Source organism: Streptomyces sp. NPDC007095 (genome assembly GCF_040634475.1).
Lineage (GTDB): Bacteria > Actinomycetota > Actinomycetes > Streptomycetales > Streptomycetaceae > Streptomyces.
Window position 1 is genome coordinate 1 of record NZ_JBEYFS010000083.1, and the last position, 24,289, is coordinate 24,289.

Sequence of the window (24,289 nt, forward strand, 5' to 3'; positions counted from 1 at the left end):
GCCCTCGTACTGGACGTACTTGGATCTGTGCCTGGTGCGGTGAGAGTGCGTGCATGGCGTCGCGGGGCAGACGGGAATTTGACGACAGGGCCTAGCGCGCGCTCCGGGGACGGTCCACGCCCAGCGGCGATAGTGAGTGTTGCGCAGCGGCGGTGCTACACGGAGCGGTGGTACTGGTCGGGGACGTGGACCTGGACCTCAGCGCCCAGTTCACGGGCCGCCAGGCGCGCGAACGAGGGGTTGCGCAGCAGCTCGCGCCCCAGCAGCACGGCGTCGGCCTCGTCGTTGGCGAGGATCTTCGCGGCCTGCTCGGCGTCGGTGATGAGACCGACGGCGGCGACGGGCAGCGAGGTCTCCGCCTTGACCCGGGCGGCGAAGGGGACCTGGTAACCCGGCCCGACCGGGATGCGTACCCCGGAGACGTTGCCGCCGGTGGAGACGTCGAGCAGGTCGATACCGTGCGCGCGCAGCTCGCCCGCGAAGCGGACGGTGTCGTCGGCGCTCCAGCCGCCCTCCTCCAGCCAGTCGGTGGCGGAGATCCGGAAGAACAGCGGCTTGTCGTCGGGCCAGACATCCCGTACGGCGTCCACGACCTCGAGGGCGAAGCGGACACGGTTCTCGTACGAGCCGCCGTACTCGTCGGTGCGGCGGTTGGAGTGCGGGGAGAGGAACTCGTTGACGAGGTAGCCGTGGGCACCGTGGATCTCGGCGATCTCGAAACCGGCGTCCAGGGCGCGCCGCGCCGCGTCCGCGAACTGGCTCACGATCTCCCGGATCCCGGCCGCGGTCAGCTCGGTCGGCACCGGGTGCCGCTCGTCGAAGGCCAGCGCGCTCGGGGCGAGCGGCTGCCAGCCGTACGCGTCCTCGCCGACCGGCGCGCCGCCCTTCCAGGGACGGTCGGTGGAGGCCTTGCGGCCGCTGTGCACGAGCTGGATCGCGGGCACGGTGCCCTGGCTCCTGAGGAAGCGGGTGATCCTGCGGAAGGCCTCGACCTGGGTGTCGTTCCAGATGCCCAGGTCGTAGGGGCTGATCCGGCCCTCGGGGGAGACGGCGGTGGCCTCGACGACGATCAGCCCCGTGCCGCCGGCGGCGCGGGCGGCGTAGTGGGCGAAGTGCCAGTCGTTCGGCGCGCCGGTCGAGGGTCCCTCCGGCGCGGCCGAGTACTGGCACATCGGGGGCATCCATACCCGGTTCGGGATGGTCAGCTCGCGCAGGGTGAGGGGCTCGAAGAGCGTGCTCACGGCGGACTCCGTTCGTCGAGGGGCCGAACTTCACCTCGTACGATAAGCGCCGTACTACGGGATGTGTCAAACTACGAGAGGTGTCGAACAATCCTCGTACACTGAGGTTCCTGGACGAGAATGAGGTTCCTGGACGAAGTGGAGCCACCGTGACGACCGCCGACCCCGCCGGCAGCAGCCGTGACCTGCCGCACCCCCTGCGCGAGGAGATCCGCCTGGAGTCGGTGCTGCACGCGCTCTCCGATCCCATGCGGCTGCGGATCGTGCGAGAGCTCGCCGCCGTCGGCGACGAGCTCTCCTGTTCGCATTTCGACCTGCCGGTCACCAAATCGACCACCACGCATCACTTCCGGGTGCTCCGCGAGAGCGGGATGATCCGGCAGGTCTACCGGGGAACGGCCAAGATGAGCGCCTTGCGCACAGCCGACCTGAACGCCCTGTTCCCCGGGCTTTTCGACAGCGTCCTCGTCGCGATCGAGCGGCAGGGCGAGCGGCTGAGCGAAGGGCTCACCGGCTGGGCGAACGGCTGACGGGCTGAGCGCCCGGCGGGGCTCAGGCCGAGGCGGCCTCCCGTTCGGCGGCGACCCCGGCCGAACCCGCCTTCCCCGGCAGGTGGTTGAAGAGCAGGTTCAGGACGATCGCCGTCAGGCACCCGGCGCTGATCCCACTGTTCATCACCGTCTGGAACCAGTCGGGGAACTTCGCGTAGACCGTCGGCACGCCGACCGGCAGCATGCCCACGGCGAGCGACACGGCCACCACTGTCAGGTTGTTGTTGCCCTTGAAGTCCACCTCGGCCAGCGTCCGCAGCCCGCTCGCGGCGACCGTCCCGAACATCACCAGACCCGCGCCGCCAAGCACCGGCGCCGGTACCGCCGCGACCACCGCGCCCAGCTTGGGCAGCAGACCGAGCAGGACGAGGATGCCGCCCGCGGTCGCCACCACCCAGCGGCTGCGCACCCGGGTCATGCCGACCAGACCCACGTTCTGCGCGAACGCCGTGTAGGGGAAGGTGTTGAACACACCGCCGAGCACCGTGGAGAGACCGTCGGCGCGCAGACCGTCGGCCAGCGTGCGCGGCTCGACCTTCCGGTCGGTCATCTCGCCGACCGCGATGAGGTCACCGGTCGTCTCCGTCATCGTCACCAGCGCCACGACCAGCATCGACACGATCGCGGAGGCGTGGAACGTCGGCGTGCCGAAGTGGAACGGCGTGCTGATCCCGACCCAGTCGGCGTCCCCGACCCCGCCGAAGTCCGTGAACCCGAAGGGCACCGCCACGGCGAGGCCCACCGCGATGCCGACCAGCACCGCGATCCGGCTCAGGAAGGCCGGCGCGAACCGCTGCACACCCAGCACCACGGCCAGGACGAAGCCCGCGAGCGCCAGGTTCTTCGGTTCCCCGAAGTCCTTCGCGCCCACGCCGCCGGCCGCCCAGTTGCCCGCCACCGGCAGCAGTGAGACCCCGATGATCAGGATGACGGTGCCCGTGACCAGCGGCGGGAAGAAACGCAGCAGCTTGCCGAAGACCGGCGCCAGCAACACGATCGCGAGCCCCGCGACGATCACCGATCCGTAGATCGCGGGCAGCCCGCCGCCCGTCGTCCCGATCAGGACCATCGGTGAGACCGCCGCGAAGGTGCAGCCCTGCATGATCGGCAGTCGTACACCGAACCGCCAGAAGCCCACGCACTGGATGAGGGTCGCGATACCGCACACCAGCAGGTCCGCGGTGATCAGATACGCGAGATCGGCGGGCGAGAGCTTCATCGCCCCGCCCACGATCAGCGGCACGGCCACCGCGCCCGCGTACATCGCGAGCACGTGCTGGAGCCCGAAGGCGGCCAGGTGGCGTACGGGTGGGACCTCGTCGACGGGATGCACGGGATGCGCGGGTGCGGTGGTCGCCATGGGCACTCCAGGAGCGGCGGGTGGGGACGGGGACGGCCGGACGGCGCGAGGAACGTCCGAACAGCACGAGACCGTAAGGGGCTTGAACAGTTTGTTGATTTCCGGCCCGTTGCCGCTATGTGTCATGCCCACCCAGTCGCGCCCGACCCGCCGAAGAGGCTCTAGTGCGAAGTCGCCGTCCGCGCCGCCGCCAGCAGTGACGTCCAGTCGGGCAGCTTGACCACACCCCGTCCGAGCGAGGCCCCGAGCTCCGCCTCCGCCCGTTCGATCGCCTCCCATCCGGCCCACGGAACCGGTGCCGCCCCGGCCGCCCGCAGGGCCGCGAGGGGATCCTCGGCCAGCTCCCGTCGCATGAGTTCGGGGGCGTCCTCGACGAGCGAGGTCACCGTCTCCTTGGCGCACGGCCGGTTGGTGCCGATGACACCGGTCGGGCCCCGCTTGATCCAGCCCGCCACATACTCGCCCGGCGCGACCACGCCGTCCCGCAGCACCCGGCCCGCGCGGTGCGGCACCGTGCCGTGGTCCGTGTCGAAGGGCAGCCCTTCGAGCGGGACGCCCCGATAGCCGACCGAGCGCAGCACCAACTGCGCCTCGATGTCCTCGTACCGTCCCGTGCCCGTCACCCCGCCGTGCCCGTCGGGCGCCGTACGCTCGAAGCGCACCGCGCCCACCCGGGTGCCGTCGCCCTCGTCGGGAAGCAGCTCGACCGGGCGCAGGAAGAAGCGCAGCCGGATCCGGCGGGCCCGGTCCTGCGGCGGCGCGGCGGCCCACCCCCGCAGCACCTCCACGTTGCGGCGCTGCGTGGCGGGCAGGTCCGAAGGGTCGGCGTACTGCGGATCGAGGGCCAACTCCTCGGGATCCACCACGACTTCGGTGTCCGGCAGCGAGCCGAGCTCGCGCAGCTCCTTGGTGGTGAACCGGGCCTGCGAGGGACCACGCCGCCCGATCATGCTGATCTCGGTCACCTTGCTCGCGGCCAGCGCGCTCAGCGCCGCCTGCGGCACATCCGTGGGGCTCAGCTCGGACGCGCCGCGGGCCAGCATCCGGGTCACGTCGACGGCGACGTTCCCGACGCCGACGACCACCGCCGAGCGCGCGCCGAGCACGAAGCCGTCGGTGACGGAATCGGGGTGCGCGCTGTACCAGGACACGAACTCGGTCGCCGACCAGCTGCCCGACAACTCCTCGCCCGGCACCCCGAGATGGCGGTCGGTGGCGGCGCCCACGCAGTAGACCACCGCGTGGTACAGCTCCCGCAGCCGGGTCACGGGCACCCCGCCCGGGCCGACCTGGACGCCGCCCAGGAACCGCACCCGCTCGTCCTCCAGGACCGTCCGCAGATTGTTCTGCAGGGACTTGATCTTCTCGTGGTCCGGCGCCACGCCGTAGCGCACCAGGCCGTACGGGCACGGCAGCCGGTCCAGGACGTCCACCCGGACCTCGGACAGCTCGCTCTGGACGAGGCTCTGGGCGGTGTAGACCCCGCTGGGCCCCGAGCCGACGACGGCGACATACAACACGGCGGAACTCCCAATCCGAAACCAGAACAGCCATAGGAGATCGCTGATGGCTCCAGCATCGCACCACCTACGCTCCGCTGACAGGGGGCGGCGCGCGGCACATGTGTGCTTGTTCATCCGTACGGGAAGTCATGGCACGAGTACGTGCCGTGAGCGTTCAGGTGGTCGCCGACGGTGTCACGGAGTGTTGTCGAGCGTCACCGCATCTCGCGCATCCTGCTGATCTCGCTCGTCTGCTGGGCGATCACGTCGTCGGCCATCTCCTCGACCTGGATGTTGTTGCCCTGGGCCTTCACCTCCGTGGCCATGGAGATCGCCCCGTCGTGATGTGTGATCATCAGCTTGAGGAAGAGCGCGTCGAAAGCCTTGCCCCGCGCCGCGCGCAACTGCTTCAGCTGTGCCTCGGTCGCCATGCCGGGCATCTCCTCGTGCCGGTGTTCTGTGGGCCGCTTGGCGCCGTCGTGCGCCGTGAGCCAGCCCTTCATCGTGGTGATCTCCGGCCCCTGTGCGGCCGCGATCCGCGCGGCGAGCCGTTTCACCTGGCCCGACGCGGCCTGCTTCGGGGCGAGTCCGGTCATCTCCAGGGCCTGGGTGTGATGTTCGATCATCATCCGCGCGTAGGCGAAGTCCGCCGCGTTGGGGGAGTCGTCCTCGCTGCGCTGTTTCGCGGCGTCCGCGGCGGAGAGCGTCTCGGCCGCCTCGCCCGGCTTGCCGGGGGCGATCACCGAAGGCCCGCTCGTGCCGGCGGATTCGGGTGTGGAGGCCGAGCCGGAGTCGCAGCCCCCGAGCGCGAGCACGGCGACCGTCAGCGACGCCGCGCCAAGGAGCGCACGGGGCGCGCGGGACGTACGACGGAGCAACACATCGACCTCCAGGGACACATGAATCGCCGGACACCTCATGGGTGTTTCATGACCGTCCTAGCACGCCGGTGAACGTTACCGATCAAAAACTTTCATTACGAGTGCGTTGCCATCTGTTGATCAGTGCATGGGGCGGACGATACTTCTGGGGTCCGTGAACCGTTCAACTGCGAACGGCTACAAGGGAGGACGCAGTGACCCTGTTGATCGATCCCCGAACGCGGCGCAGACGCCTCGGAGTTGCCGCGGCCGCGGCCGGACTCCTGGCCGCGCTGCTCACGGCCGGCCCGGCGGCCGCGACCCCCGATCCCGGGGACGGCCCCGCCGCGCCGGAGAAGGTGTCCCGCGGCGACGCCGCCGAGACCAGGACGGCGATCGCGAACGGCGAGATACCCGGACAGGACGAGATCGTCCACTCCGACAACATCGAGCACCTCACCAACATCCCCAAGGACGCGCTGCCCGGCACCAATTCCGACCTCGCCTTCCAGGGCAAGTACGCCTTCGCCGGCAACTACGACGGCTTCCGCATCCTCGACATCAGCAACCCGAAGGCGCCCAGGACGGTGTCGCAGGTGCTCTGCCCGGGCTCACAGAACGACGTGTCCGTCTCCGGCAACCTGCTCTTCCTGTCCACCGACTCCTCGCGCAGCGACAACTCCTGCAACAGCACCACGCAGCCCGCGACCGAGAAGTCCTCGTGGGAGGGCATGAAGGTCTTCGACATCACCGACAAGGCGAACCCGAAGTACGTCGCCGCCGTCGAGACCGCCTGCGGCTCGCACACCCACACGCTGGTGCCCGAGCGCAAGAACGTCTACATCTACGTCGCCTCGTACTCGCCGAGCGCCACCTTCCCCGACTGCCAGCCCCCGCACGACGGCATCTCGGTCATCAAGGTGCCTCGCAACGCCCCTGAGAAGGCGGCGGTGGTGAACTTCCCGGTGCTGTTCCCGGGCGAGGGACCGGACGGCGGCGGCAACCCGGGCGCGCCCACCAACCCGGGCGTCTCCAAGACCACCGGCTGCCACGACATCACGGTCCTGCCCAGCAAGGACCTGGCGGCCGGTGCCTGCATGGGCGACGGCATCCTGTTCTCCATCAAGGACCCGGAGCACCCGAAGGTCATCGACCAGGTCGAGGACAACGTCAACTTCGCGTTCTGGCACTCGGCGACCTTCAACCAGAAGGCGAACAAGGTCGTGTTCACCGACGAGTTGGGCGGCGGTGGGGCGGCAACCTGCAACGCGGCCATCGGTCCGAACCGCGGCGCCGACGGCATCTACGACATCGTCGGCAAGGGCGACGAGCGCAAGCTCGTCTTCAAGAACTACTTCAAGATCCCCCGCCACCAGGCCGACACCGAGAACTGCGTGGCCCACAACGGTTCGCTGATCCCCGTCAAGGGCAAGGACCTCATGGTCCAGGCCTGGTATCAGGGCGGCGTCTCCGTCTGGGACTTCACCGACTCCTCGAACCCGAAGGAGATCGCCTACTTCGAGCGCGGACCGCTGACCACCGACAAGCTCACGGTCGGCGGCTCCTGGTCGGCGTACTACTACAACGGCTACATCTACTCGAACGACATCGCCAAGGGCTTCGACGTCCTGAAGCTCAGCGACCGGCGCACCGACCCGGCCAAGCGGGTCCACCTGCGCGAGCTCAACGTCCAGACGCAGCCGGACTACTTCGACTGATCGTCAGGCGACTGATCGCCAGGCGGCTGCTCGTCCGGTCGCCCGCCGGTCGTGAAGAACCGTGACAGATCGCTGTCGCACGTCCCGCCGGGCACTTCGGTGTCCGGCGGGACACCCATCTCCCAGTCGAGGTGGTAGCGCTCGAACAGCTCGGCCCGCAGCCTCGGGACCGGCATCGGCACACCCGGCACCAGGGCCGCGTACACCGCACCCATGAGCACCGCCCGCAGCATCGGGTAGTCGGTGTCGGCGTTCTGGGAGCCGTACCCGGCGACGGTCTCCCGGAGCAGCTGCGCGAGGCGCTGCTGCTCCGGACACTGCACGAACCCCTCGCCCTGCAGTATCCCCGCCATGTGCTGACGCATCAGCACGGGCCGGTCCCTCGCCAGGCCCAGGATCGCGTCGATGGCCCGGGCCAGCCGCTCCCGGCCGTCCTCGGTACGCGGCTCGCGCTCCAGCCCTTCCTCCAGAGTGCGGTGCATCATCCGGTGCACGGCGGACTGCAGGAGCTGGCGTTTGCCGGGGAAGTAGTACGACACCAGTCCGCGCGCCGATCCCGCGCGATCCGCGATGTCCCCGAGCGTCGTCGCCTCGTAGCCGCGCTCGTTCACCAGCTCCACCGCGGCCTGCAGCAGACGCTCCCGGGAACGCCGCCGCAACTCTTCGTTGACCGACGGGCTGCGCGGGGACATGCTGGAACTCCTGTGTTGACTGGCTGCCAGCCAACTATACTCAGAGCGTCCGGGCCATGACTCACCGCGGGGGAGGCTTCGGGCTGCCGTCCGCCTGGGGCGACGCGGGGGATCGTCTCAGGCGGACGGGCACGGGGCGAGCGGAATTCCCGGCCGGGCAGGATTCCCGAGCGAGTCGCACGGCCGCCGTGGCCTCCTTAGAGTGGGCGGGAGTGCCGAGGAGGCGGGTGGAGATGGATCAAGAGCAGATCCTGGCCAAGATCACGGCGATGGTGGAAGACGAGCGACGGCTGCGCGACGCCGTCACATCAGGGCAGATCGACAGCGCCACGGAACACGAGCGGCTCGGACAACTGGAGCGCGCGCTGGACCAGTGCTGGGACCTGCTGCGCCAGCGACGCGCGAAGTCCGAGGTCGGGGAGAACCCGGACGAGGCGCGTGTACGACCGTCTTCGCAGGTCGAGGGCTATCAGAGCTGAGAGTGAGGGGCCCTCGGGCCCGACACCGACGGCTGTCGGGCCCGAGGGCGCTCCCTCGAAGCGGCGTGGGTCAGCCGACCAGGTTCAGCACCGGCCGCAGTCCCTCCGGGCGCTGCGTCGCGGGCAGGTGGTCCACGAAGTGCACCGCACAGCCCAGCTCCGCCGCACCCCCGTCCGCGCGACGGTCGTCCCCGACCATCAGCGTGTCCTCGGGGGCGATGCCCAGCGCGTCGCAGGCGGTCGCGAACAGCCGGGTGTCCGGCTTCTGGACGCCGTGCTCGTACGACAGCACGTACGCGCCCACGTACCGGTCGAGGCCGTGCTCACGGAAGACGGGTCGCAGATCCCAGCCGATGTTGCTGACCACCCCGACCGCGAGCCCGCGCCCGCACAAGGCGTCGAGCACCTCGGCGGTGTCGGGGTAGGGTCCCCACGCCGCCGGGAGCATGTGACGGTCGTACAGCGCGTCGTGCAGCCGGGCATCGGGCAGCCGCACCTGGCGGGAGATCGCCGTGTACATGGCCCGGTGCCGCTCGGCGCTCTCGTCCCGCCTGCGCCACAAGTCCTGCGAGCCCTCCGGCAGCCGGGGCGCGACGCCACCGCCGGGCAGTGCGCCCACCGCCTCCAGGGCGTCCGCCGCCTCGGCCAACTCCCGCTCCGGCAGGGTGAGACCGGCGTCCCTGAGTACCGCGCGCAGCCAGGACTCGGTCGGTTCGGCACGGAACAGAGTTCCGGAGAAGTCGAAGAGCACGCCTTTGATCGTCATGAGGGGCATCCTTCTGGGCGCGTTCCGTGCCGGTCAACCACGTTCCGTGCCGGTCGGCCACGTTCCGTGCCGGTCGGCCACGTTCCGTGCCGGTCGGCCATGCTCCGTGCCGGTCGGCCATGCTCCGTGCCGGTCGACCATGCTCCGTGCCGGTCGGCCACGTTCCGTGCCGGTCGGCCACGTTCCGTGCCGGTCGACCATGCTCCGTGCCGGTCAACCGCGCACCGTGCCGAACCGGCGCTCATGGGCCACCACCGCCAGGGCGACCACCAGCGCGCCGAGCAGCCAGCCGCCCAGGACGTCCGAGGCCCAGTGGACGCCCAGCCAGACTCGGGTCAGCCCGACGCCCACGACGGAGATCACGGCCAGTGCCAGTGCCGTGCGCCGCAGCGCGCGCCCGGCGCCGTACAGCTGGAGCAGCCACAGCAGCAGCCCGCACACCACCGTCGCGGTCATGGCGTGGCCCGAGGGGAAGGCCGCGTAGTGCGCGGAGTCCACGGGGTCGGGCCAGACGGGGCGCGCCCGGCCGACCGCTGCCTTCAGCGACTGCTGCACCGCCGTGCCCAGTACACAGGCGGCTGCCACACACAGTGCCGGCCACCACGTCGAGCGCCGCCACACCAGCCGGACCACGACCAGCGCACCCAGGGCGCGCATCGTCCACGGGTCCCACACCCAGTCCGTCAGAACGCGGAACACATGGGTGACGCCGGGTTCGTCGACCGCCCAGCGGTGCGTGGTGCGCGCGATGTCGCCGTCGAGGGCCAGCAGCGGCCGCCAGGAGAACGCGACCAGCAGGAGGAGCAGCACGGACGGAACGGCGAGCACCGCCGCGGCGAGTACCGCGGTCCGTGGGGTGGGGGTGCGGAGCCGTGAGTCGAGGGGCGGGGAGCGCATACGGTGATCCTCGCCGACGTACGGGGCCGGAAGCCAACCCCGTATCGCCGAACCGCCGCTGTTGCGGCTAGCCGAGCGCCCGCAGGCCCGGTACGAACGCCACCAGCAGGGGGATCACCGGCACCAGCGTGGCCGCCGCCGTCAGTCGCAGCCGCCGCGACGGCGTCAGCCGGTCCGGGGGAGTGAGCAGGCGGTGCACCCGTTGCGGGACGTGGGCCTGCGGAGTCGGACAGGGGCCGAACACGCCCCGGTCCTCGTTCAGTTCCACCAGCGCGAGGGCGATCGTGAGGCGGCCGAAGCGGCGGGAGGCCATGTCGTCGGCGGCGAGTTCGACCAGGCGGTGCATCTCGTGGCGGAACGCGGCGAACACGGGCACCTGCGGAAAGCCGACGGCGAGCGCGGCCGAACAGTGCAGCAGCCAGTCGTGCCGGGCCCGCGCGTGTCCCTGCTCATGGGCGAGCACGGCATCCAGCTGACGCCCTTTGAGACGGCGCAACGCGGCTGTGGTGACGACCAGTTGGGGAGCGGCCCCGGGCAGCCACCAGGCGTCCGGACGCTCGCCCTCCAGTACCACCAGCCGGTCGCTGCCCGGCTCCTCTCCGGGCAACAGCGGTGCGCGCAGAAGGAGTTCGTCACGGCTCTGGCGACGGTTGGCCCGGGTCCGCAGCACCTCGCGGACCAGCATCGCCGCGGTCCAGGCACCGCCGCACGCGAGCGCCACGGCGGTCGTCGCGGCCCAGGGGCTCCCCTTGCCCAACGCGTAGGCGTCCACGACGGAGTGCGGAGCGGGGGCGAAGACATGGCCGCGCACCGCCACCCACGCGGCGGCCGCGCTGAGCGTCATCGACAGGACGCAGCACAGCAGAACGGCCGCCACCACGCACTGCCACGCCCACAGGGCGACCACGGGTTCATGGTCCGGCCAGTCCGCCCGGGCGAGCAGTCGTGGAGCGACCACGGCGGCCAGGGCGCCGAGCAGCAACAGTGCCGCGGGGACCATCATGGGGTGAAGCCTATGAGCGGAGCGTCGCCGGGGGATACGGCCCGCGACGACAAAGTGACGTACGCCACGGTTTCACATGGCCGGGGCCGGAGCGGTTCTCAGAGCGTGACCAGCATGGCCAGCATTGCGATCCCCATGGACAGACGGCACGCCTGTGACAGCTCGGGGCGGTCTCCCCAGCCGAGGGCCCGGGGGGCGCCGCCGAGCGTCCCCGAGTCGCCGGCCACCGCCGCGACCGGCAGCAGCCGGGCCCCGGAGCGCAGCACGTACCCGACGAAGTAGACCAGGAGCGCCCCCGTGACCAGAGGGATCCCTGAACCGCCGCCGTGCTCGTGGTGCCCTGGGGAGGCGGCCATCGCGGCGGCCATGTAGACCATGGCGCAGGCCCCGACCAGATGGTGCAGATGGTGCGGGCTGCTGCGGACCGACCACAGGGCGCGCAGGGCGGCGGCACCGAACACCGCGGCGTAGGCGAACCAGGTCCAGCGCGGCGGAGTGGCCGCCGCCGCGGGCAGGGCCATCGCGGCCATGCCGAATCCCATGAGCGCCTCGGCGCCCGCGGTGCGGCGCTGCTCCTCGACGGCGCTGCGCATCCGCAACAGACAGTAGGCCCCGCTCGCCGCGCACAGCGCTACGAGCAGCCAGCCGGGTGACGCCGGTCCGTGCACCGCGTACCTCCCCGCTCTACGGAGTCGGACAGTCGTTGATGTCGGACAGTCGGTCAGGGCATGCCCGGGCCGATCGGTGCGCAAGCGAGCGCACAGGTGTACACGGGGGAGCGTGCGGGGGTGCGTCGCAGGTGGGAGCGTGCGGGAGCGGGTGGGCGTGGGTGGGCGAATATACTTCACGAGTAAAACACCTGCTAATCTTAAAGGCATGAGCAGTGCGACCCCCCAGATCCCCCGTGTACGCCGACGTCCGCATGGACGTCACCGCTCTCATGGACGTCGTCTCCCGCTGGCCGGTGTGCTGCGGCTCGGCCGCCCCGCCGACATCTGGTTCAAGCCCGCGCTGAGCGTGGTCGCCTCGGTCGCCCCGCCGAATCTGACGCTTCTCGCGCTCGGCCGGCTGGACCTGGCGATGTACACCATGGCCGGGTCGCTCTGCGCGCTCTACGCCCACAACCGTCCCTACGCCGCCCGCGCCCGCGCGCTCGCCTGGGTCGTCCTCGGCATGCTCGGCGGCCTCGCCGTCGCGCTGACCGCGGCCTCGCTCACGACGAACGCCGTCGTGCTGGTCACCGTCGGCGCGCTGCTGGCCGCCGTGCAGAAGGCGCTGTGCGACGCCACGCGCATCGGGCCGCCCGGTCACGTGGTCCTCGCCTTCATCAGTTCCGCGTCCCTGTTCGTGCCGCAGACGCTCGGCCAGGTTCCCGGCCATCTCGCGCTGGGCGCCGCAGCGGGCGCCTGGGCGTGGATCGTCGGCATGGCACCCGGGCTCGTCCGCCCGCACGGGCCCGAGCGCCGCGCGACCGCGCACGCGCTGAACGCCGCGGCCACCTACGCCGAGACGGCGGGCGCCGGTGACGGGGCCGCCCGGGCCCGCGCCGCCGCGGCCGCCGCCGTGCACGGGGCCTGGCAGTCGCTGCTCTCCACCGGCGCCCGCAGCGCGCCCCGGCGTGCCCTGGAACGGCTCGTCGTGCGCGCCGAGGTGGCGATCGCCGCGCCCGCCGACACGGAGCCCGAGCGGCTGCGGGCGTGGGCGCGCGAGGTACGGGGCGCCGGGCCCGCACCTCGTCCGGACGACCTCGGGGAAGCCGCCGAAGAACTCCTGGGCGTGGAAGTCGAACTCGCCGTCCCCCCGAACCCCTTGTTCCGTCGCCTGGGCCCACTCGCCCCGATCGCCCTGCGCACCGCGCTCGGCTGTGCCCTCGCCGGATACGCCTCGCTCGCCCTCGGCGTCGGCCGCCCCTACTGGGCGCTGGTCACCGCCGCCTCGCTCTACCAGGCCAACGTCACCCTGACCTGGAGCCGGGGAGTGCAGCGCGTCGTCGGCAACCTGATCGGCGTCCTCTTCTTCGCGGTACTCGCCCCGCTGGCCCATCTCAGCCAGGCGGCCCTCGTCCTGCTGTGCCTCGCCCTCAACTTCGGCGCCGAGGCCCTGATCGGCCGCAACTACTGGCTCGGCAGCATCTGCGTGACCCCCATGGCGCTGCTCATCACCGAGTTCGCCCGCGTCCAGCAGCCCGGTGAGCTGATGACCGACCGGGTCGCGGACACCCTGGTGGGTGCGCTGGTCGGCTTCGCCGCGGCGGTCGCGGTCACCAACCGGCGGGCCGGCGGCCGTATCGAGGACGCCCTCGACGCCGTCGAGCGGGCCCGCGAACGCGCCGCGGGCCTGCTCGACGCGGAGCGTGCCGAACCCGGCGCCCTGGAGTCCGCCCGCCGCGCGCTGTCCGGCGCCGTCGTCGAGCTGCGCGCCACCGCCGACGCCGCCGCCGGCGAATGGTGGCAACGCGCATTGCCGGAGGAGCGGGTGATGCGGGCCGAGCAGTCCGGACACCGTACGCTCGCGGCGACGGTACGACGGCAGGGACTGCACTCCTTGGAGGGCGCACAGGCATGACGGCAGCGGATGGGCGCGCGACGGACGCGGCACTCGGCCGGAGCGGCACTCCGACCCCGGCGACACCTCGGCACGCGGCGGCACAGAGGCAGCCGAGTCGGATGAGCGAGCCTCCGGCTGGGCGGTCGGGTTCGGTGGGTGCCGTGGTCGGTGGTGCGGACGCTCCGGCGGCCCGGCGGCCGGCGTCGGCGGATGCGCGCGCCGGTGGGAGCGAACCGTCAGGCGGCTCGACCGGACGGGTGCTCTCGGCGAGTGCTCCGCTCGGCGGAGTGGCGTCGACGGACAACGGGGCCGGGGAAACGGCCGACGCGGGTACCCCGGCCCACTCGGGCAGCCCAGTCGCCTCAGGTCCCCAGGCCCCCTCAGGTACCCCCGCCACCACACCCCCCGGCACCCCGCCCCCGGTCGACACCATGGCCGCCGTGGTGCGGCAGTGGCAGGCCGTGCATCCCGGGATCGACACCGGGCCGATGGAGATCATCGGCCGGATCAACCGCTCGGCCGCGCTGCTCCAGCAGGCCGAGGACGCCCCGTTGCGCCGGGCCGGGCTCACCCGTCCGGAGTTCGACGTCCTCGGGACCCTGCGCCGCACCGGTCATGAACTGACCCCCAGTGAGATCGCCCGCGAGACGTTCTCCTCCGGTGCCGCCGTCACCAAACGCCTGAAGCAACTGACCGAGCGCGGCCTGGTCGAGCGCCGCGGTGACACCCGTGACCGCCGGGTCGCGCACGTGCGGCTCACCGACGCGGGGCGCGACCTCGTCGACGGCATCCTGCCCCAGCAGCTCGCCTACGAGACGACGGCCCTGTCCGGGATCGACCTCGCCCGCCAACGCGAACTCGCGGGCCTCCTAGGTGAGTTGCTCGGTCAGCTCGAAGGCCGTCTCGGGGTGCCACGGGTCTGAGCCGGGCCGGGGTCCACATGCTTCGTGGTCACTCGCCGTTGACACGAGCCGCGCGGCGCTCCTACGTTCAGGCTCGCCCGGTTCGGAGTTCCGGCTGACGTACGGGATGTCGAACAAGCAGCGTGACCGCGGAGGCGCAGTGGCAGCAGACACCGAGACGCTCACCATCGACCTCGGCACCGACACCGGAGCCTTCCACGGCGGGGCGAGCGGCACGCTCTACGGCCTGTACGGCGACGGAGTGCCCAGCCGCAACGTGGTCGAGGGCATGTACGTCCGCACGGTGTCGACCAAGGCCCAGGACGGCCTCCAGCACCCCGGCGCAGACGCCCTCGAAATCCTGCCCTCCTTCGTGGACTGCGGCGGCAGGGACGTCTACCTCTACATGACCGACATCTACCGCGGTTTCCCCTACCAGTGGCCCGGCGCCACCGGCGAGGAACGCCTCGCCGACTACCGGGCCAGGGTGGAGAAGCAGGTCAGGCAGGTCCTGACGACGGGTGCCCGTAAGTCCCGCATCGTCTACGTACCGTTCAACGAACCCGAAGGCAACATGTTCGGCACGGGGGAGTGGAGCTACGACAAGACCTCCTGGCACACCGACCCGCGGCACTACTTCGCCGCCTGGAAGGACCTCCACCGCCTCATCAAGCGCCTCGACCCGCACGCGCGCATCGCGGGCCCCAACACCTGCGTCCTGTACGAGGAGGTGCGGGGCTTCCTGGAGTTCGCCAAGGCCCATGACGTCCTCCCGGACGTGGTGACCTGGCACGAGCTGTCGACGCCCGCCGCGATCCGTACGAACGTCGCCAAGTACCGTGACATGGAACGTGACTTGGGGATCGGGCCCCTCCCCGTCAACATCAACGAGTACGCGCACAACTACCACCTGTCCGTGCCCGGGCAGATGATCCAGTGGATCTCCGCCATCGAGGAGTCGAAGATCGACGCCGACATGGCGTACTGGAACATCGACGGCAACCTCAACGACTCGGCGGTCGAGGCGAACAAGGGCAACGGCCAGTGGTGGCTGTTCCACACCTACGGCCGGATGACCGGCCGCACCGTCCAGGTGCGGGCGCCGCACCCCAACGTCCAGTACACCCTCCAGGGTGTCGCCACGCTCGACCGCGACAAGCGCCAGGCCCGCGCCCTGTTCGGCGGCAGCGGCGGCACCGCGGATCTCGTCTTCGAGAACGTCTCCGCCGAGATCTTCGGCGGCACGGTCCACGCCAGGCTCCACGAGATCCCGTGGACCGGCCAGGTCGGCGCCTCGGCACAGCCGTTGCGCATCAAGGACCTCGAACTGCCGGTCGGCGAAGGCAGGGTGGTCCTTCCCCTCGCCGGCCTCGACGCGATGTCCGCCTACGAGGTCATCCTCTCGCCCGGCGGCGACGGGGTCCTCGCACCGCCCTCGATCGGCTGGCGCCGGTCGTACCACGCGCAGAACGCGACCTGCACGGGCGAGGGTCACTCGAGGAACGGGCCCGAGGGATCCCCCTGCGACGTCGACAGGTTCGCCACCTCGGGCACCTACCATGTCGGCGGACTACGCACCGGCTCCGACCTCGTCGTCGCCTTCTCCGTCGAGGTCCCACAGGACGGGACGTACGACCTGAGCGTCTTCGCCAACTCCCACAACCTCCACGAACTCGTGCAGGAGCAGGGCCCCACCAACGTCTTCCTGCGTGTCGACGGCTCGGCTCCCCAGGAGCTGCGCCTCCCCCTCGGCTACAAGCCGGTCGTCTGGGGGCACACCGACACCCGGGTGGAGCTGACAGCGGGAGCGCACACGCTCACCCTGTCCGCGCGGGACCCCGACCTCGGCGCCACCAAGGGCGACGCGATCATCGACCGGATCGACCTCGTCCTGCGGGACGCGCACGTGAGGGCGCCCGCGCTGTACGAGGCCGCGTACGCGGGCCTCGGCGCCGGTGCCCGCGTGACGTACGAGCACCGCGGCGCCTGCGGGCCGGGTGCCGTGCTGCTGCCGCGCGGAGGCACCGCCACGTTCTGGGTACACGCGGCCGCTGACGGCGAGGCACTGGTGACGTTTGATCAACTCGATTCGGGAGAAGGGCTGTTGACGGTCAACGGGGTGGAGGTGGGGGGTCTCGACCGGGACGGGATCCCGCTGTTCCTGGCCGGTGGCATCAACAAGCTGACGGTGACCGGCACTTCGCGGCACCTCGTCCTCGACCGGCTGTGCGTGGGACCGGGAACCGGACGCCTCAGGACTACCGTGTACCCCGCCGAGGAGGGCACGGTGACGGGCGAGGCCACGGTGACGGGTGCCCACACCTTCGCCACCGGCGGGAAGGCGGTCGAGGGAATCGGCCGGGGGCCGGACAACGCCCTCACCCTGAAGGTCACGGCGACACGCACCGGACGTCATGCCGTGACCGTCCGCTACTCCAACGGCGAGCAGCCCCCGGCCACGCATTACAACCCCGACCCGGTCTGCCGCCACGCGGAGCTGTCCGTGAACGGGGCGCCGGCGCACCGGATCCTCTTCCCCACCACCTTCCACTTCAACAACTTCTGGGACCTCACCGTCCCCGTCACCCTGAACACGGGCGCCAACACCCTCACCTTCACCGCCGACGAACGGCCGGACTTCGACGGCGACACCACCAACGCCCACCGACAGCGCTCCGCGTACGCGCCGGTCATCGACCAGGTGGCGGTGACTCCCCTGGCATGAGTTCCGGCCGAGCGTCCGGACAGGCCCTAGCCCTCCTCGCCCGCCACATGAACCCCGAAGAACGCCCCCTGCGGGTCCCGCAGGACGGCGATCCGGGGCCCCTCCGGCACGGACGTGGGCTCCATGAGAATGCTGCCGCCCGCCCCGACGGCGGCGTTCGCGGTGGCGTCCACGTCCTCGACCGCGAAGTACGGCAGCCAGTGCGGCGGCAGCGCGTGCGGGAAGTTGTCGTCCATCGCCACCATGCCGCCGAAGTCGGCTCCGTCGATGCCCCACTGCGTGTAGTGCTCGGAGGCGCTCACGGTCCAGCCGAACACAGTGGTGTAGAACTCGACGGCCCGGTCCGGGGCGCGCGTCAGCAGCTCCACCCAGCCGAGCGCGCCCGGCGCGTTGAACAGCCCCGCGCCCGGGAAGGCCCGTGCCTGCCACAGCTGGAAGGCCGCGCCGGTCGGGTCGAACGCCACCGCGAAACGCCCGACGTCGAACACGTCCATCGGGCCGAGGACGACCGTGCCGCCCGCGGCCTGCACCGCGTCCACGGCGGTGTCGGCGTCGGCCACCGCGAACGACACGTTCCAGGCGACGGGCTGCGACTCCTGGTACAGCGGGGAGAGCGCCGCGACCGGCGCGTCGCCGAGGTGTGCGACCGTGTAGCCGCCCGCCTCCTGGCGCGGGTCGGTCTCCGGACGCCAGCCGAACAGATCGGCGTAGAAGCGCTTGGCCGCCTCCAGATCACTGGTCCCGAGCTCGGTCCAGCACGGACCGCCGGTCACCGGCTTGTCGAGCTTCATGAGGTTCCTCCGCCCTTCCGCCAGAAGGCCCCTCCAGCACGCTATGCCCGTGCCCGGGCCGTGGCCATCCGGCGTAGGGCGTCGTGCGCTCAGATTCCGGGGCGATAGCGCAGCGGATGATCCGCCGGGATCTCCACGAGCACGATCTCGACACCGTCCGGATCCGCGATCCACATCTCGATCAGCCCCCACGGTTCCTTCACCGGCGGGCGCAGGATGTCGACCCCGGCCGCCGAGAGCTCCTCGTACGCCGCATCGGCGTCGGCCACCTGGAGCCACAGCCTGAGCGCGGGCGAGGCAAGGGTCTCGGAGCGGCCCGAGACCTCCAGGAAGCCGCCGCCGAGGAAGTAGACCGTGCCGCGCTCGGGGCCCGTCCCGAACTCCCGGTGGACGGCGAGGCCCAGCCGCTCGCCGTAGAAGGCGCGGGAGCGCTCCGGGTCGGTGGGCCGCAGAAGGATCCGACTGCTCAGTACATGCACCATGCCCCGGAGCCTAGGGCGCCGACAACGGGGGCGTTACGCTCAGCGGTGCCCGAGCCGCGCCAGAGATTTCGGAGAACCGTTCCATGGACACCGCCGCCGCCACCGGACTGACCTTCCGCGATGCCACCGACGCCGATGTGGACGCCCTCGTCGTGCTGATCGAGTCGGCCTACCGCGGTGACTCCAGCCGGACCGGTTGGACCACGGAGGCGGACATCCTCGAAGGGCAGCGGACCGACCCCGAGGGCGTGCTCGCCGTCATCAAGTCGCCGGACAGCCGCCTCCTGACCGTGGAGCGGGACGGCGCGGTCGTCGCCTGCTGTCAGCTCGAACACCGTGGAGACCACGCCTACTTCGGCATGTTCGCGGTCAGTCCCGCACTCCAGGGCGGCGGCCTGGGCAAGGTGATCATCGCCGAGGCGGAGCGGCACGCCCACGAGACCTGGGGCGTCGCGGAGATGCACATGACCGTGATCTCCGTACGCGAGGACCTCATCGCCTGGTACGAGCGGCGCGGCTACCGCCGTACGGGAAGGATGACCCCCTTCCCGTACGGCGACGAGCGCTTCGGCATTCCGCAGCGCGACGACCTGCAGTTCGAGCTGCTGGTCAAGCCCCTGGCGCAGCCGGCGGAGTGATCCTCAGGCCGTGAAGCGGCCGGTGCGTTTGATCTGGGGGTAGTCGGTGGTCGCGCCGTCCAGCTCCAGCGCGCGCACCAGCCGCAGGTGGTCCTGGGTGTTCACCACCCAGCCGATGATCCGCAGATCGGCCTTGCGGGCGTGCTCGACGACCTCCAGGGTCAGCCGGCGGATGTTGAGGCAGACGGTGGCGGCGCCGGCCTCCACAGCGCGGTCCACGACATCGACGCCGTAGCGGCTCGCGACGAGCGCAGTGCGGACGCCCGGCACGAGCCGGGTGATCTCGGCGATCGCCTCGTCGTGGAACGACGACACCTCGACCCGCCCCACCAGATCGCGCCGGTGCATCACCTCGGCGAGCGCCCGTGCCGCCGCCGTGTCCTTGATCTCGGCCTGCAGCGGGGCCCTGACAGCGTCCAGGACCTCTTCGAAGACGGGCACGCGCTCACCGTGCCCGGCGTCCAGGGCGCGCAGCTCGGCGAGGGTCATCTCGGCGATCGGCCCCGAACCGTCGGTCGTACGGTCCACGTCCGCGTCGTGCATGACGACCAGCGCGCCGTCCTTGCTCAGATGCAGATCGAGTTCGATCAGGTCGAGGCCCGCGTGCTGGGCGGCGATGAAGGAACGGAGGGTGTTCTCGGGTTCTACACCCATCACTCCGCGATGACCGATGGTGAGGAAGTTCAAGATTCGACTCGCTTCCGTCGACGGCGGCTCGGCTCGCGCGTGGTCTCGGCGGCACCCACGCGCAAGGCCGCAGCCTAATCGTCCCGCCGCGCGATGTACCCGCTCGTACGCCAGGCAGGGCGTGTCTGCCGCAAGGGGAGAGCGGGCCGTTGCCGCCGGGGCGCGCCACCCGCGCGTGGGCGAGTCCTCTGGCGGTTGACCCCGAGCGCCCCGGGGTCGTTGCTCCTGCCACTTCCCTGCGCTTCCCGCGGATGCCCGTGTGTCCGGCGCCGCTTAGCGGAAGTAGTCGCCTCCACGGCATTCGGCAGGAAAAAGAGCGGTGAAGTTGGGGTGGTGCAGGATAATCTATCGAGTCTCCCCTTGCGGGAAGGAACCTCATATACATACGGTGTGCATACGCGAGGTTCTCCCGTGGAGGGTGAGAGATGACGGAAATTCTTGTGCCAGTGGGTGTGGAGGAGCGGGTTCCTCCCGTGGGCAGGGTGGTGGAGCACCCGGCTTGGCCCGTGCTCAAGGATGCCGTGGAGGAGATCCGGCCCTGGCAGTCCAAGGACGGGTCGATCGACTTCGAGGCCGAGGGTGCCCCGGACACGGCCGATGCCGATCTGGCCGTACGCCGTGCCGTAGACGCCATCGAGCAGCTCGCCCCGCTGCTCCCGCATGACGCCGAGTACCACGAGGCACTCGTGAAGGACCTGCGCCGCTGGTCCGACGGTGGCTTCCAGGTGCCCGACTTCCTGGACTCGCTGCTGGCCTTCCAGCCCGCCGCGCACCGCGAGAACGGCCTCCAGCACCTGGTCGTCTTCCCGATGTACACGCAGAACGGCAACCCGGACCGCAACTTCGAGGCGGTCGTGCTGCGCATGGTCTGGCCGGACTGGCTGGCCGAGCTGGAGCGCACCCGCTACGACAACCCGCTGTTCTGCGGCATCACCTTCGAGGACTTCACGGCGGGCTACGACACCAACTCGGCCGTCCTCTTCCCGGAGACGATCGCCGTGCGCGAGGCGCCGGAACGATTCTCCTGGGGCGGCATCTTCTGCGACCGCGAGGCCGCCCGCTTCCGCGCCGTCACCGACGCCGCCGTGGACGTCCTGGGCCTTCAGCTGCCCGAGGACATCGCCGCGATGGTCCACGACCAGGAGCGCTGCGAGCAGGCCTTCGTGCTGTGGGACATGGTCCACGACCGCACCCACAGCCACGGCGACCTGCCGTTCGACCCGTTCATGATCAAGCAGCGCCAGCCGTTCTGGATGTACGGCCTCGAGGAGCTGCGCTGCGACCTCACCGCGTTCAAGGAGGCCGTGAAGCTGGAGGCCGAGGGCCACCAGCACGGTCGTGACGTGCAGTACGCGGTGCTCTTCGACCGGATGTTCCGCTTCCCCGTCACCGGCGACCGTGTCCGCAACTACGACGGTCTCGGTGGCCAGCTCCTCTTCGCCTACCTGCACCAGCACGACGTCGTCCGCTGGACCGACAACAAGCTGCACATCGACTGGCAGCGCGCCCCGCAGATCACCAACCAGCTGTGCGCCGTGATCGAGGACCTCTACCGGGCCGGCATCGACCGCCCCAAGCTCGTCCACTGGTTCAAGGCGTACGAGCTCGTGTCCACCTATCTCGCCCCGCACCCCGGCTCCCGCTGGGCCAAGGGCCCGGACGCCCTCGATCTGACCCAGCCGCCCCGTAAGCTCGTCGACGACGTGCTTCCGGACGAGTTTCCGCTGAGCATGTTCTATGAGGCGCTCTCCAAGAAACTGAAGAACGTGATCGCCTCCACCAAGGGCATCACCGCGACGAGCGCCCAGCGGGCCGCCGCGTGAGCGCTCGTACCGGGGATGTTCAGGAGGCGAAGGCGATGTCACACGGAAACGGCAACGGACCTCTCAGCGGCGCGGTGATCGCGGTCGCCGGAGCGGGTGGACCCGCCGGGCGCGCGACGCTGGCCCGGCTCGCCGACGCGGGCGCGACCGTCATCGGATCGGACAACGATCCCGAGCGGCTCGCGGAGGCCGTGGACGCGGCCCGCTACGGGCACGGCGGTGCCACCGTCATCGGCGACACGGTCGACCTGCTCGACCTCCAGTCGACCCGTGACTGGGCCATCCGCGTCGAGAAGGACTTCGGCCACGTCGACGGCCTGGTCCACCTGGTCGGCGGCTGGCGGGGCAGCGAGACCTTCACCAGGACGAGCCTCGACGACTGGGACTTCCTGGAGCTGCTGCTCATCCGCACGGTGCAGAACACCTCCCTCGCGTTCCACGAGGCGTTGCAGCGCAGCGACCGTGGCCGCTACCTCCTGATCAGCGCCGCGGGCGCGAGCAAGCCCACCGCGGGCAACGCCGCATACGCCGCCGCCAAGGCCGCCGCGGAGGCGTGGACGCTGGCCATGGCGGACTACTTCCGCAAGGCCGGGGGCGAGCAGGGGCCGACTTCCGCGGCTGCCATCCTGGTGGTCAAGGCACTGGTGCACGACGCGATGCGCGCCGAGCGCCCGAACGCGAAGTTCGCGGGCTTCACGGACGTCGAGGATCTGGCCGAGGCCATCGCCGGCGTCTGGTCGCAGCCCGCCGGTGAAGTGAACGGAAACCGTCTGTGGCTGACCGAGAAGCCGTGAACCCTGCGAAGACCGACGCCCGGCGTCACCACGACCCGTCCGTCCGCGGCTTCGCCAGCGACAACTACGCGGGGGCCCACCCCGAGGTGCTCGCCGCCGTGGCCCTGGCCAACGGCGGGCACCAGGTCGCGTACGGCGAGGACGACTACACGGCGAACCTCCAGCAGATCATCCGCAGCCACTTCGGCGCCACCGCCGAGGCCTTCCCGGTCTTCAACGGGACCGGCGCGAACGTGGTCGCGCTCCAGGCGGTCACCGACCGCTGGGGCGCGGTGATCTGCGCGGAGAGCGCGCACATCAACGTCGACGAGGGCGGCGCCCCCGAGCGCATGGGCGGCCTCAAGCTGCTCACCGTGCCCACGCCCGACGGCAAGCTCACCCCCGAGCTGATCGACCGTCAGGCCTACGGCTGGGACGACGAGCACCGCGCGATGCCGCAGGTCGTCTCGATCACCCAGAGCACCGAACTGGGCACCCTCTACACGCCCGACGAGATCCGCGCGATCTGCGACCACGCCCACGCGCACGGCATGAAGGTGCACCTGGACGGGTCCCGGATAGCCAACGCGGCCGCCTCCCTGGACGTGCCCATGCGCACGTTCACCAACGCGGTCGGCGTCGACCTCCTGAGTCTCGGCGGGACGAAGAACGGCGCGCTGTACGGCGAGGCTGTCGTCGTCCTCAATCAGGACGCGGTCAGTCACATGAAGCACCTGCGCAAGCTGTCCATGCAGCTCGCCTCCAAGATGCGATTCGTCTCCGTGCAGTTGGAGGCGCTGCTCGCCAAGGACCTGTGGCTGCGCAACGCCCGCCATTCCAACCAGATGGCCCAGCGGCTGGCCGAGGGCGTGCGCGCGGTGCACGGCGTGGAGATCCTCCACCCGGTCCAGGCCAACGCCGTCTTCGCGCGTCTCCCGCACGACGTGAGCGAGCGGCTCCAGAAGCACTACCGCTTCTACTTCTGGGACGAGGCGGCGGGCGACGTCCGCTGGATGTGCTCCTTCGACACGACCGAGGACGACGTCGACGGGTTCGTGGCGGCACTCAAGGAGGAGATGGCTCACTCGTGACCCGAGCGCCAGTGTCTGCATAGATATGCGGTCACCTGAAAAGTCATTGACTCTCGGGTGGCCGCATTCCTATGCTCTCCGGGCATGGAGCTGATCCAGGACACTGCCGACCTGTCTGCCTACTTGGCCGCCGACGAGGTCATCGACCATCACCATCCGTTCGTACGGGAGACGGCCGCGCGGCTGGCCGAGGGGGTCCTCGACTCGTATGCCTATGCGCGGGCGGCTTTCGAATTCGTGCGCGACACCATCCCGCACTCGCAGGACTCCGGCGATCTTCGGGTCACCTGGCGTGCCTCCGACGTGCTGGAGCGGCGCACCGGCATCTGCTACGCCAAGGCCCACGCCCTGGCCGCGCTGTTGCGGGCCGAGGACATCCCGACGGCGTTCTGCTACCAGAAGTTCGACGAGGTGCACGGTCTCGTCGCCGTACGGTTCAACGGCGCCTGGCACCGGCAGGACCCCCGCGGCAACAAGCCGGGCGTGGACGCCCAGTTCTCCCTGGACGGCGAGCGACTGGCCTTCACGCCCGATCCCGAATTCGATGAGTTGGACTATCCGGTCCTGTACGCCGAACCTCACCCGGTCGTGCTGAGCGCCCTCAAGGCCGCCCCCGACCGGCCGTACCTCTGGAAGACGCTCCCCAGCGCACTCTGAGACCGGCCGCCCATCACCCGGACGCGGGCGGGGCGGGGCGGTGCAGTGCGACGGGGCCGAACTCGCCGAACTCCTGGAGACGTTCGGCCCCGGGGGGTGGAGCA

Annotated in this window: 23 protein-coding genes; 11 read left to right on the top strand and 12 right to left on the bottom strand. The window is 70.7% G+C overall.

The window, feature by feature from the left end:
• Positions 1 to 155: 155 nt before the first annotated feature.
• A complete protein-coding gene (locus tag ABZ656_RS26825) occupies positions 156 to 1,241 on the bottom strand; it encodes an NADH:flavin oxidoreductase/NADH oxidase (RefSeq protein WP_101407582.1) in 1,086 nt (361 codons plus the stop codon).
• Positions 1,242 to 1,390: 149 nt separating this feature from the next.
• On the opposite strand from ABZ656_RS26825, the gene ABZ656_RS26830 reads away from it, so the two are divergent.
• Entirely contained in the window at positions 1,391 to 1,771 is a 381-nt protein-coding gene (locus tag ABZ656_RS26830; RefSeq protein WP_360271008.1) for a helix-turn-helix transcriptional regulator, read from the top strand.
• 22 nt (positions 1,772 to 1,793) lie between these two features.
• Here ABZ656_RS26830 and ABZ656_RS26835 read toward each other — a convergent pair whose 3' ends face one another.
• The 3 genes from ABZ656_RS26835 to ABZ656_RS26845 all read right to left on the bottom strand — a co-directional run bounded on the left by ABZ656_RS26835 (position 1,794) and on the right by ABZ656_RS26845 (position 5,574).
• Positions 1,794 to 3,152: a nucleobase:cation symporter-2 family protein gene (locus ABZ656_RS26835; protein ID WP_360271010.1), complete on the bottom strand. Its 1,359-nt coding sequence runs from the start codon at positions 3,150 to 3,152 to the stop codon at positions 1,794 to 1,796.
• Positions 3,153 to 3,313: 161 nt separating this feature from the next.
• Entirely contained in the window at positions 3,314 to 4,672 is a 1,359-nt protein-coding gene (locus ABZ656_RS26840; protein ID WP_360271011.1) for an FAD-dependent oxidoreductase, read from the bottom strand.
• A 197-nt stretch (positions 4,673 to 4,869) separates the two neighbouring features.
• Positions 4,870 to 5,574 carry a DUF305 domain-containing protein gene (locus ABZ656_RS26845; RefSeq protein WP_101407578.1) on the bottom strand — a complete coding sequence of 235 codons (705 nt, stop codon included), beginning with the start codon at positions 5,572 to 5,574 and terminating at the stop codon, positions 4,870 to 4,872.
• A 155-nt stretch (positions 5,575 to 5,729) separates the two neighbouring features.
• On the opposite strand from ABZ656_RS26845, the gene ABZ656_RS26850 reads away from it, so the two are divergent.
• Entirely contained in the window at positions 5,730 to 7,232 is a 1,503-nt protein-coding gene (locus tag ABZ656_RS26850) for a hypothetical protein (RefSeq protein ID WP_101407577.1), read from the top strand.
• On the opposite strand, the gene ABZ656_RS26855 is transcribed toward ABZ656_RS26850, so the two are convergent.
• Positions 7,220 to 7,924 (bottom strand): TetR/AcrR family transcriptional regulator, encoded by a 705-nt coding sequence (locus ABZ656_RS26855; RefSeq protein WP_101407576.1) that lies wholly within the window; start codon positions 7,922 to 7,924, stop codon positions 7,220 to 7,222. The genes ABZ656_RS26850 and ABZ656_RS26855 overlap by 13 nt on opposite strands.
• A 233-nt stretch (positions 7,925 to 8,157) precedes the next feature.
• On the opposite strand from ABZ656_RS26855, the gene ABZ656_RS26860 reads away from it, so the two are divergent.
• Positions 8,158 to 8,403 (top strand): DUF2630 family protein, encoded by a 246-nt coding sequence (locus tag ABZ656_RS26860; protein ID WP_101408444.1) that lies wholly within the window; start codon positions 8,158 to 8,160, stop codon positions 8,401 to 8,403.
• Positions 8,404 to 8,473: 70 nt separating this feature from the next.
• Here ABZ656_RS26860 and ABZ656_RS26865 read toward each other — a convergent pair whose 3' ends face one another.
• The 4 genes from ABZ656_RS26865 to ABZ656_RS26880 form a co-directional block, all read right to left on the bottom strand.
• The gene (locus ABZ656_RS26865; RefSeq protein ID WP_101407575.1) at positions 8,474 to 9,169 is read right to left on the bottom strand and encodes an HAD-IA family hydrolase; all 696 of its coding nucleotides are present in this window, start codon (positions 9,167 to 9,169) and stop codon (positions 8,474 to 8,476) included.
• A 213-nt stretch (positions 9,170 to 9,382) separates the two neighbouring features.
• Positions 9,383 to 10,066: a phosphatase PAP2 family protein gene (locus ABZ656_RS26870; RefSeq protein WP_101407574.1), complete on the bottom strand. Its 684-nt coding sequence runs from the start codon at positions 10,064 to 10,066 to the stop codon at positions 9,383 to 9,385.
• 67 nt (positions 10,067 to 10,133) lie between these two features.
• Positions 10,134 to 11,069: a M56 family metallopeptidase gene (locus tag ABZ656_RS26875; protein WP_360271015.1), complete on the bottom strand. Its 936-nt coding sequence runs from the start codon at positions 11,067 to 11,069 to the stop codon at positions 10,134 to 10,136.
• Positions 11,070 to 11,167: 98 nt separating this feature from the next.
• A complete protein-coding gene (locus ABZ656_RS26880; RefSeq protein WP_180362710.1) occupies positions 11,168 to 11,737 on the bottom strand; it encodes a DUF5134 domain-containing protein in 570 nt (189 codons plus the stop codon).
• Between the two features lie 208 nt (positions 11,738 to 11,945).
• Between ABZ656_RS26880 and ABZ656_RS26885 the strand changes: the two genes are divergently transcribed.
• The 3 genes from ABZ656_RS26885 to ABZ656_RS26895 all read left to right on the top strand — a co-directional run bounded on the left by ABZ656_RS26885 (position 11,946) and on the right by ABZ656_RS26895 (position 17,243).
• On the top strand, positions 11,946 to 13,634 hold the full coding sequence (locus ABZ656_RS26885) for an FUSC family protein (RefSeq protein WP_101407571.1): 1,689 nt from the start codon (positions 11,946 to 11,948) through the stop codon (positions 13,632 to 13,634).
• Positions 13,635 to 14,047: 413 nt separating this feature from the next.
• Positions 14,048 to 14,539, top strand: a complete 492-nt coding sequence (locus tag ABZ656_RS26890) for a MarR family transcriptional regulator (protein ID WP_101407570.1) — start codon at positions 14,048 to 14,050, stop codon at positions 14,537 to 14,539.
• Positions 14,540 to 14,645: 106 nt separating this feature from the next.
• Complete coding sequence (locus ABZ656_RS26895; protein ID WP_101407569.1) at positions 14,646 to 17,243, top strand: cellulosome protein; 2,598 nt, start codon at positions 14,646 to 14,648, stop codon at positions 17,241 to 17,243.
• 26 nt (positions 17,244 to 17,269) lie between these two features.
• Here the strand turns inward: ABZ656_RS26895 and ABZ656_RS26900 are convergent, their stop codons facing one another.
• Positions 17,270 to 18,034, bottom strand: coding sequence for a VOC family protein (locus tag ABZ656_RS26900; RefSeq protein WP_101407568.1), 765 nt, complete (start codon positions 18,032 to 18,034; stop codon positions 17,270 to 17,272).
• Between the two features lie 89 nt (positions 18,035 to 18,123).
• Positions 18,124 to 18,516: a VOC family protein gene (locus tag ABZ656_RS26905; protein ID WP_360271019.1), complete on the bottom strand. Its 393-nt coding sequence runs from the start codon at positions 18,514 to 18,516 to the stop codon at positions 18,124 to 18,126.
• Between the two features lie 83 nt (positions 18,517 to 18,599).
• On the opposite strand from ABZ656_RS26905, the gene ABZ656_RS26910 reads away from it, so the two are divergent.
• Positions 18,600 to 19,154: an N-acetyltransferase gene (locus ABZ656_RS26910; protein ID WP_101407566.1), complete on the top strand. Its 555-nt coding sequence runs from the start codon at positions 18,600 to 18,602 to the stop codon at positions 19,152 to 19,154.
• Between the two features lie 3 nt (positions 19,155 to 19,157).
• Here the strand turns inward: ABZ656_RS26910 and ABZ656_RS26915 are convergent, their stop codons facing one another.
• A complete protein-coding gene (locus tag ABZ656_RS26915) occupies positions 19,158 to 19,841 on the bottom strand; it encodes a glycerophosphodiester phosphodiesterase family protein (protein WP_101407565.1) in 684 nt (227 codons plus the stop codon).
• A 425-nt stretch (positions 19,842 to 20,266) separates the two neighbouring features.
• On the opposite strand from ABZ656_RS26915, the gene ABZ656_RS26920 reads away from it, so the two are divergent.
• The 4 genes from ABZ656_RS26920 (at position 20,267) to ABZ656_RS26935 (ending at position 24,185) form a co-directional block, all read left to right on the top strand.
• Positions 20,267 to 21,664: a DUF6421 family protein gene (locus ABZ656_RS26920; RefSeq protein ID WP_360271022.1), complete on the top strand. Its 1,398-nt coding sequence runs from the start codon at positions 20,267 to 20,269 to the stop codon at positions 21,662 to 21,664.
• A 35-nt stretch (positions 21,665 to 21,699) separates the two neighbouring features.
• A complete protein-coding gene (locus ABZ656_RS26925) occupies positions 21,700 to 22,458 on the top strand; it encodes an SDR family NAD(P)-dependent oxidoreductase (protein WP_101407563.1) in 759 nt (252 codons plus the stop codon).
• The gene (locus ABZ656_RS26930; RefSeq protein ID WP_101407562.1) at positions 22,455 to 23,528 is read left to right on the top strand and encodes a low specificity L-threonine aldolase; all 1,074 of its coding nucleotides are present in this window, start codon (positions 22,455 to 22,457) and stop codon (positions 23,526 to 23,528) included. Before ABZ656_RS26925 ends, ABZ656_RS26930 begins: the two co-directional genes overlap by 4 nt.
• A gap of 84 nt (positions 23,529 to 23,612) precedes the next feature.
• The gene (locus tag ABZ656_RS26935; protein ID WP_360271024.1) at positions 23,613 to 24,185 is read left to right on the top strand and encodes a transglutaminase domain-containing protein; all 573 of its coding nucleotides are present in this window, start codon (positions 23,613 to 23,615) and stop codon (positions 24,183 to 24,185) included.
• Positions 24,186 to 24,289 lie beyond the last annotated feature (104 nt).

Excerpts from the sequence above, each read along its gene's own strand:
- ABZ656_RS26835 (WP_360271010.1), bottom strand. The coding sequence starts at position 3,152 with ATGGCGACCACCGCACCCGCGCATCCCGTGCATCCCGTCGACGAGGTC.
- ABZ656_RS26845 (WP_101407578.1), bottom strand. The coding sequence starts at position 5,574 with ATGAGGTGTCCGGCGATTCATGTGTCCCTGGAGGTCGATGTGTTGCTC.
- ABZ656_RS26855 (WP_101407576.1), bottom strand. The coding sequence starts at position 7,924 with ATGTCCCCGCGCAGCCCGTCGGTCAACGAAGAGTTGCGGCGGCGTTCC.
- ABZ656_RS26860 (WP_101408444.1), top strand. The coding sequence starts at position 8,158 with ATGGATCAAGAGCAGATCCTGGCCAAGATCACGGCGATGGTGGAAGAC.
- ABZ656_RS26865 (WP_101407575.1), bottom strand. The coding sequence starts at position 9,169 with ATGACGATCAAAGGCGTGCTCTTCGACTTCTCCGGAACTCTGTTCCGT.
- ABZ656_RS26870 (WP_101407574.1), bottom strand. The coding sequence starts at position 10,066 with ATGCGCTCCCCGCCCCTCGACTCACGGCTCCGCACCCCCACCCCACGG.
- ABZ656_RS26875 (WP_360271015.1), bottom strand. The coding sequence starts at position 11,069 with ATGATGGTCCCCGCGGCACTGTTGCTGCTCGGCGCCCTGGCCGCCGTG.
- ABZ656_RS26885 (WP_101407571.1), top strand. The coding sequence starts at position 11,946 with ATGAGCAGTGCGACCCCCCAGATCCCCCGTGTACGCCGACGTCCGCAT.
- ABZ656_RS26890 (WP_101407570.1), top strand. The coding sequence starts at position 14,048 with ATGGCCGCCGTGGTGCGGCAGTGGCAGGCCGTGCATCCCGGGATCGAC.
- ABZ656_RS26895 (WP_101407569.1), top strand. The coding sequence starts at position 14,646 with ATGTCGAACAAGCAGCGTGACCGCGGAGGCGCAGTGGCAGCAGACACC.
- ABZ656_RS26900 (WP_101407568.1), bottom strand. The coding sequence starts at position 18,034 with ATGAAGCTCGACAAGCCGGTGACCGGCGGTCCGTGCTGGACCGAGCTC.
- ABZ656_RS26905 (WP_360271019.1), bottom strand. The coding sequence starts at position 18,516 with ATGGTGCATGTACTGAGCAGTCGGATCCTTCTGCGGCCCACCGACCCG.
- ABZ656_RS26910 (WP_101407566.1), top strand. The coding sequence starts at position 18,600 with ATGGACACCGCCGCCGCCACCGGACTGACCTTCCGCGATGCCACCGAC.
- ABZ656_RS26920 (WP_360271022.1), top strand. The coding sequence starts at position 20,267 with ATGACGGAAATTCTTGTGCCAGTGGGTGTGGAGGAGCGGGTTCCTCCC.
- ABZ656_RS26925 (WP_101407563.1), top strand. The coding sequence starts at position 21,700 with ATGTCACACGGAAACGGCAACGGACCTCTCAGCGGCGCGGTGATCGCG.
- ABZ656_RS26935 (WP_360271024.1), top strand. The coding sequence starts at position 23,613 with ATGGAGCTGATCCAGGACACTGCCGACCTGTCTGCCTACTTGGCCGCC.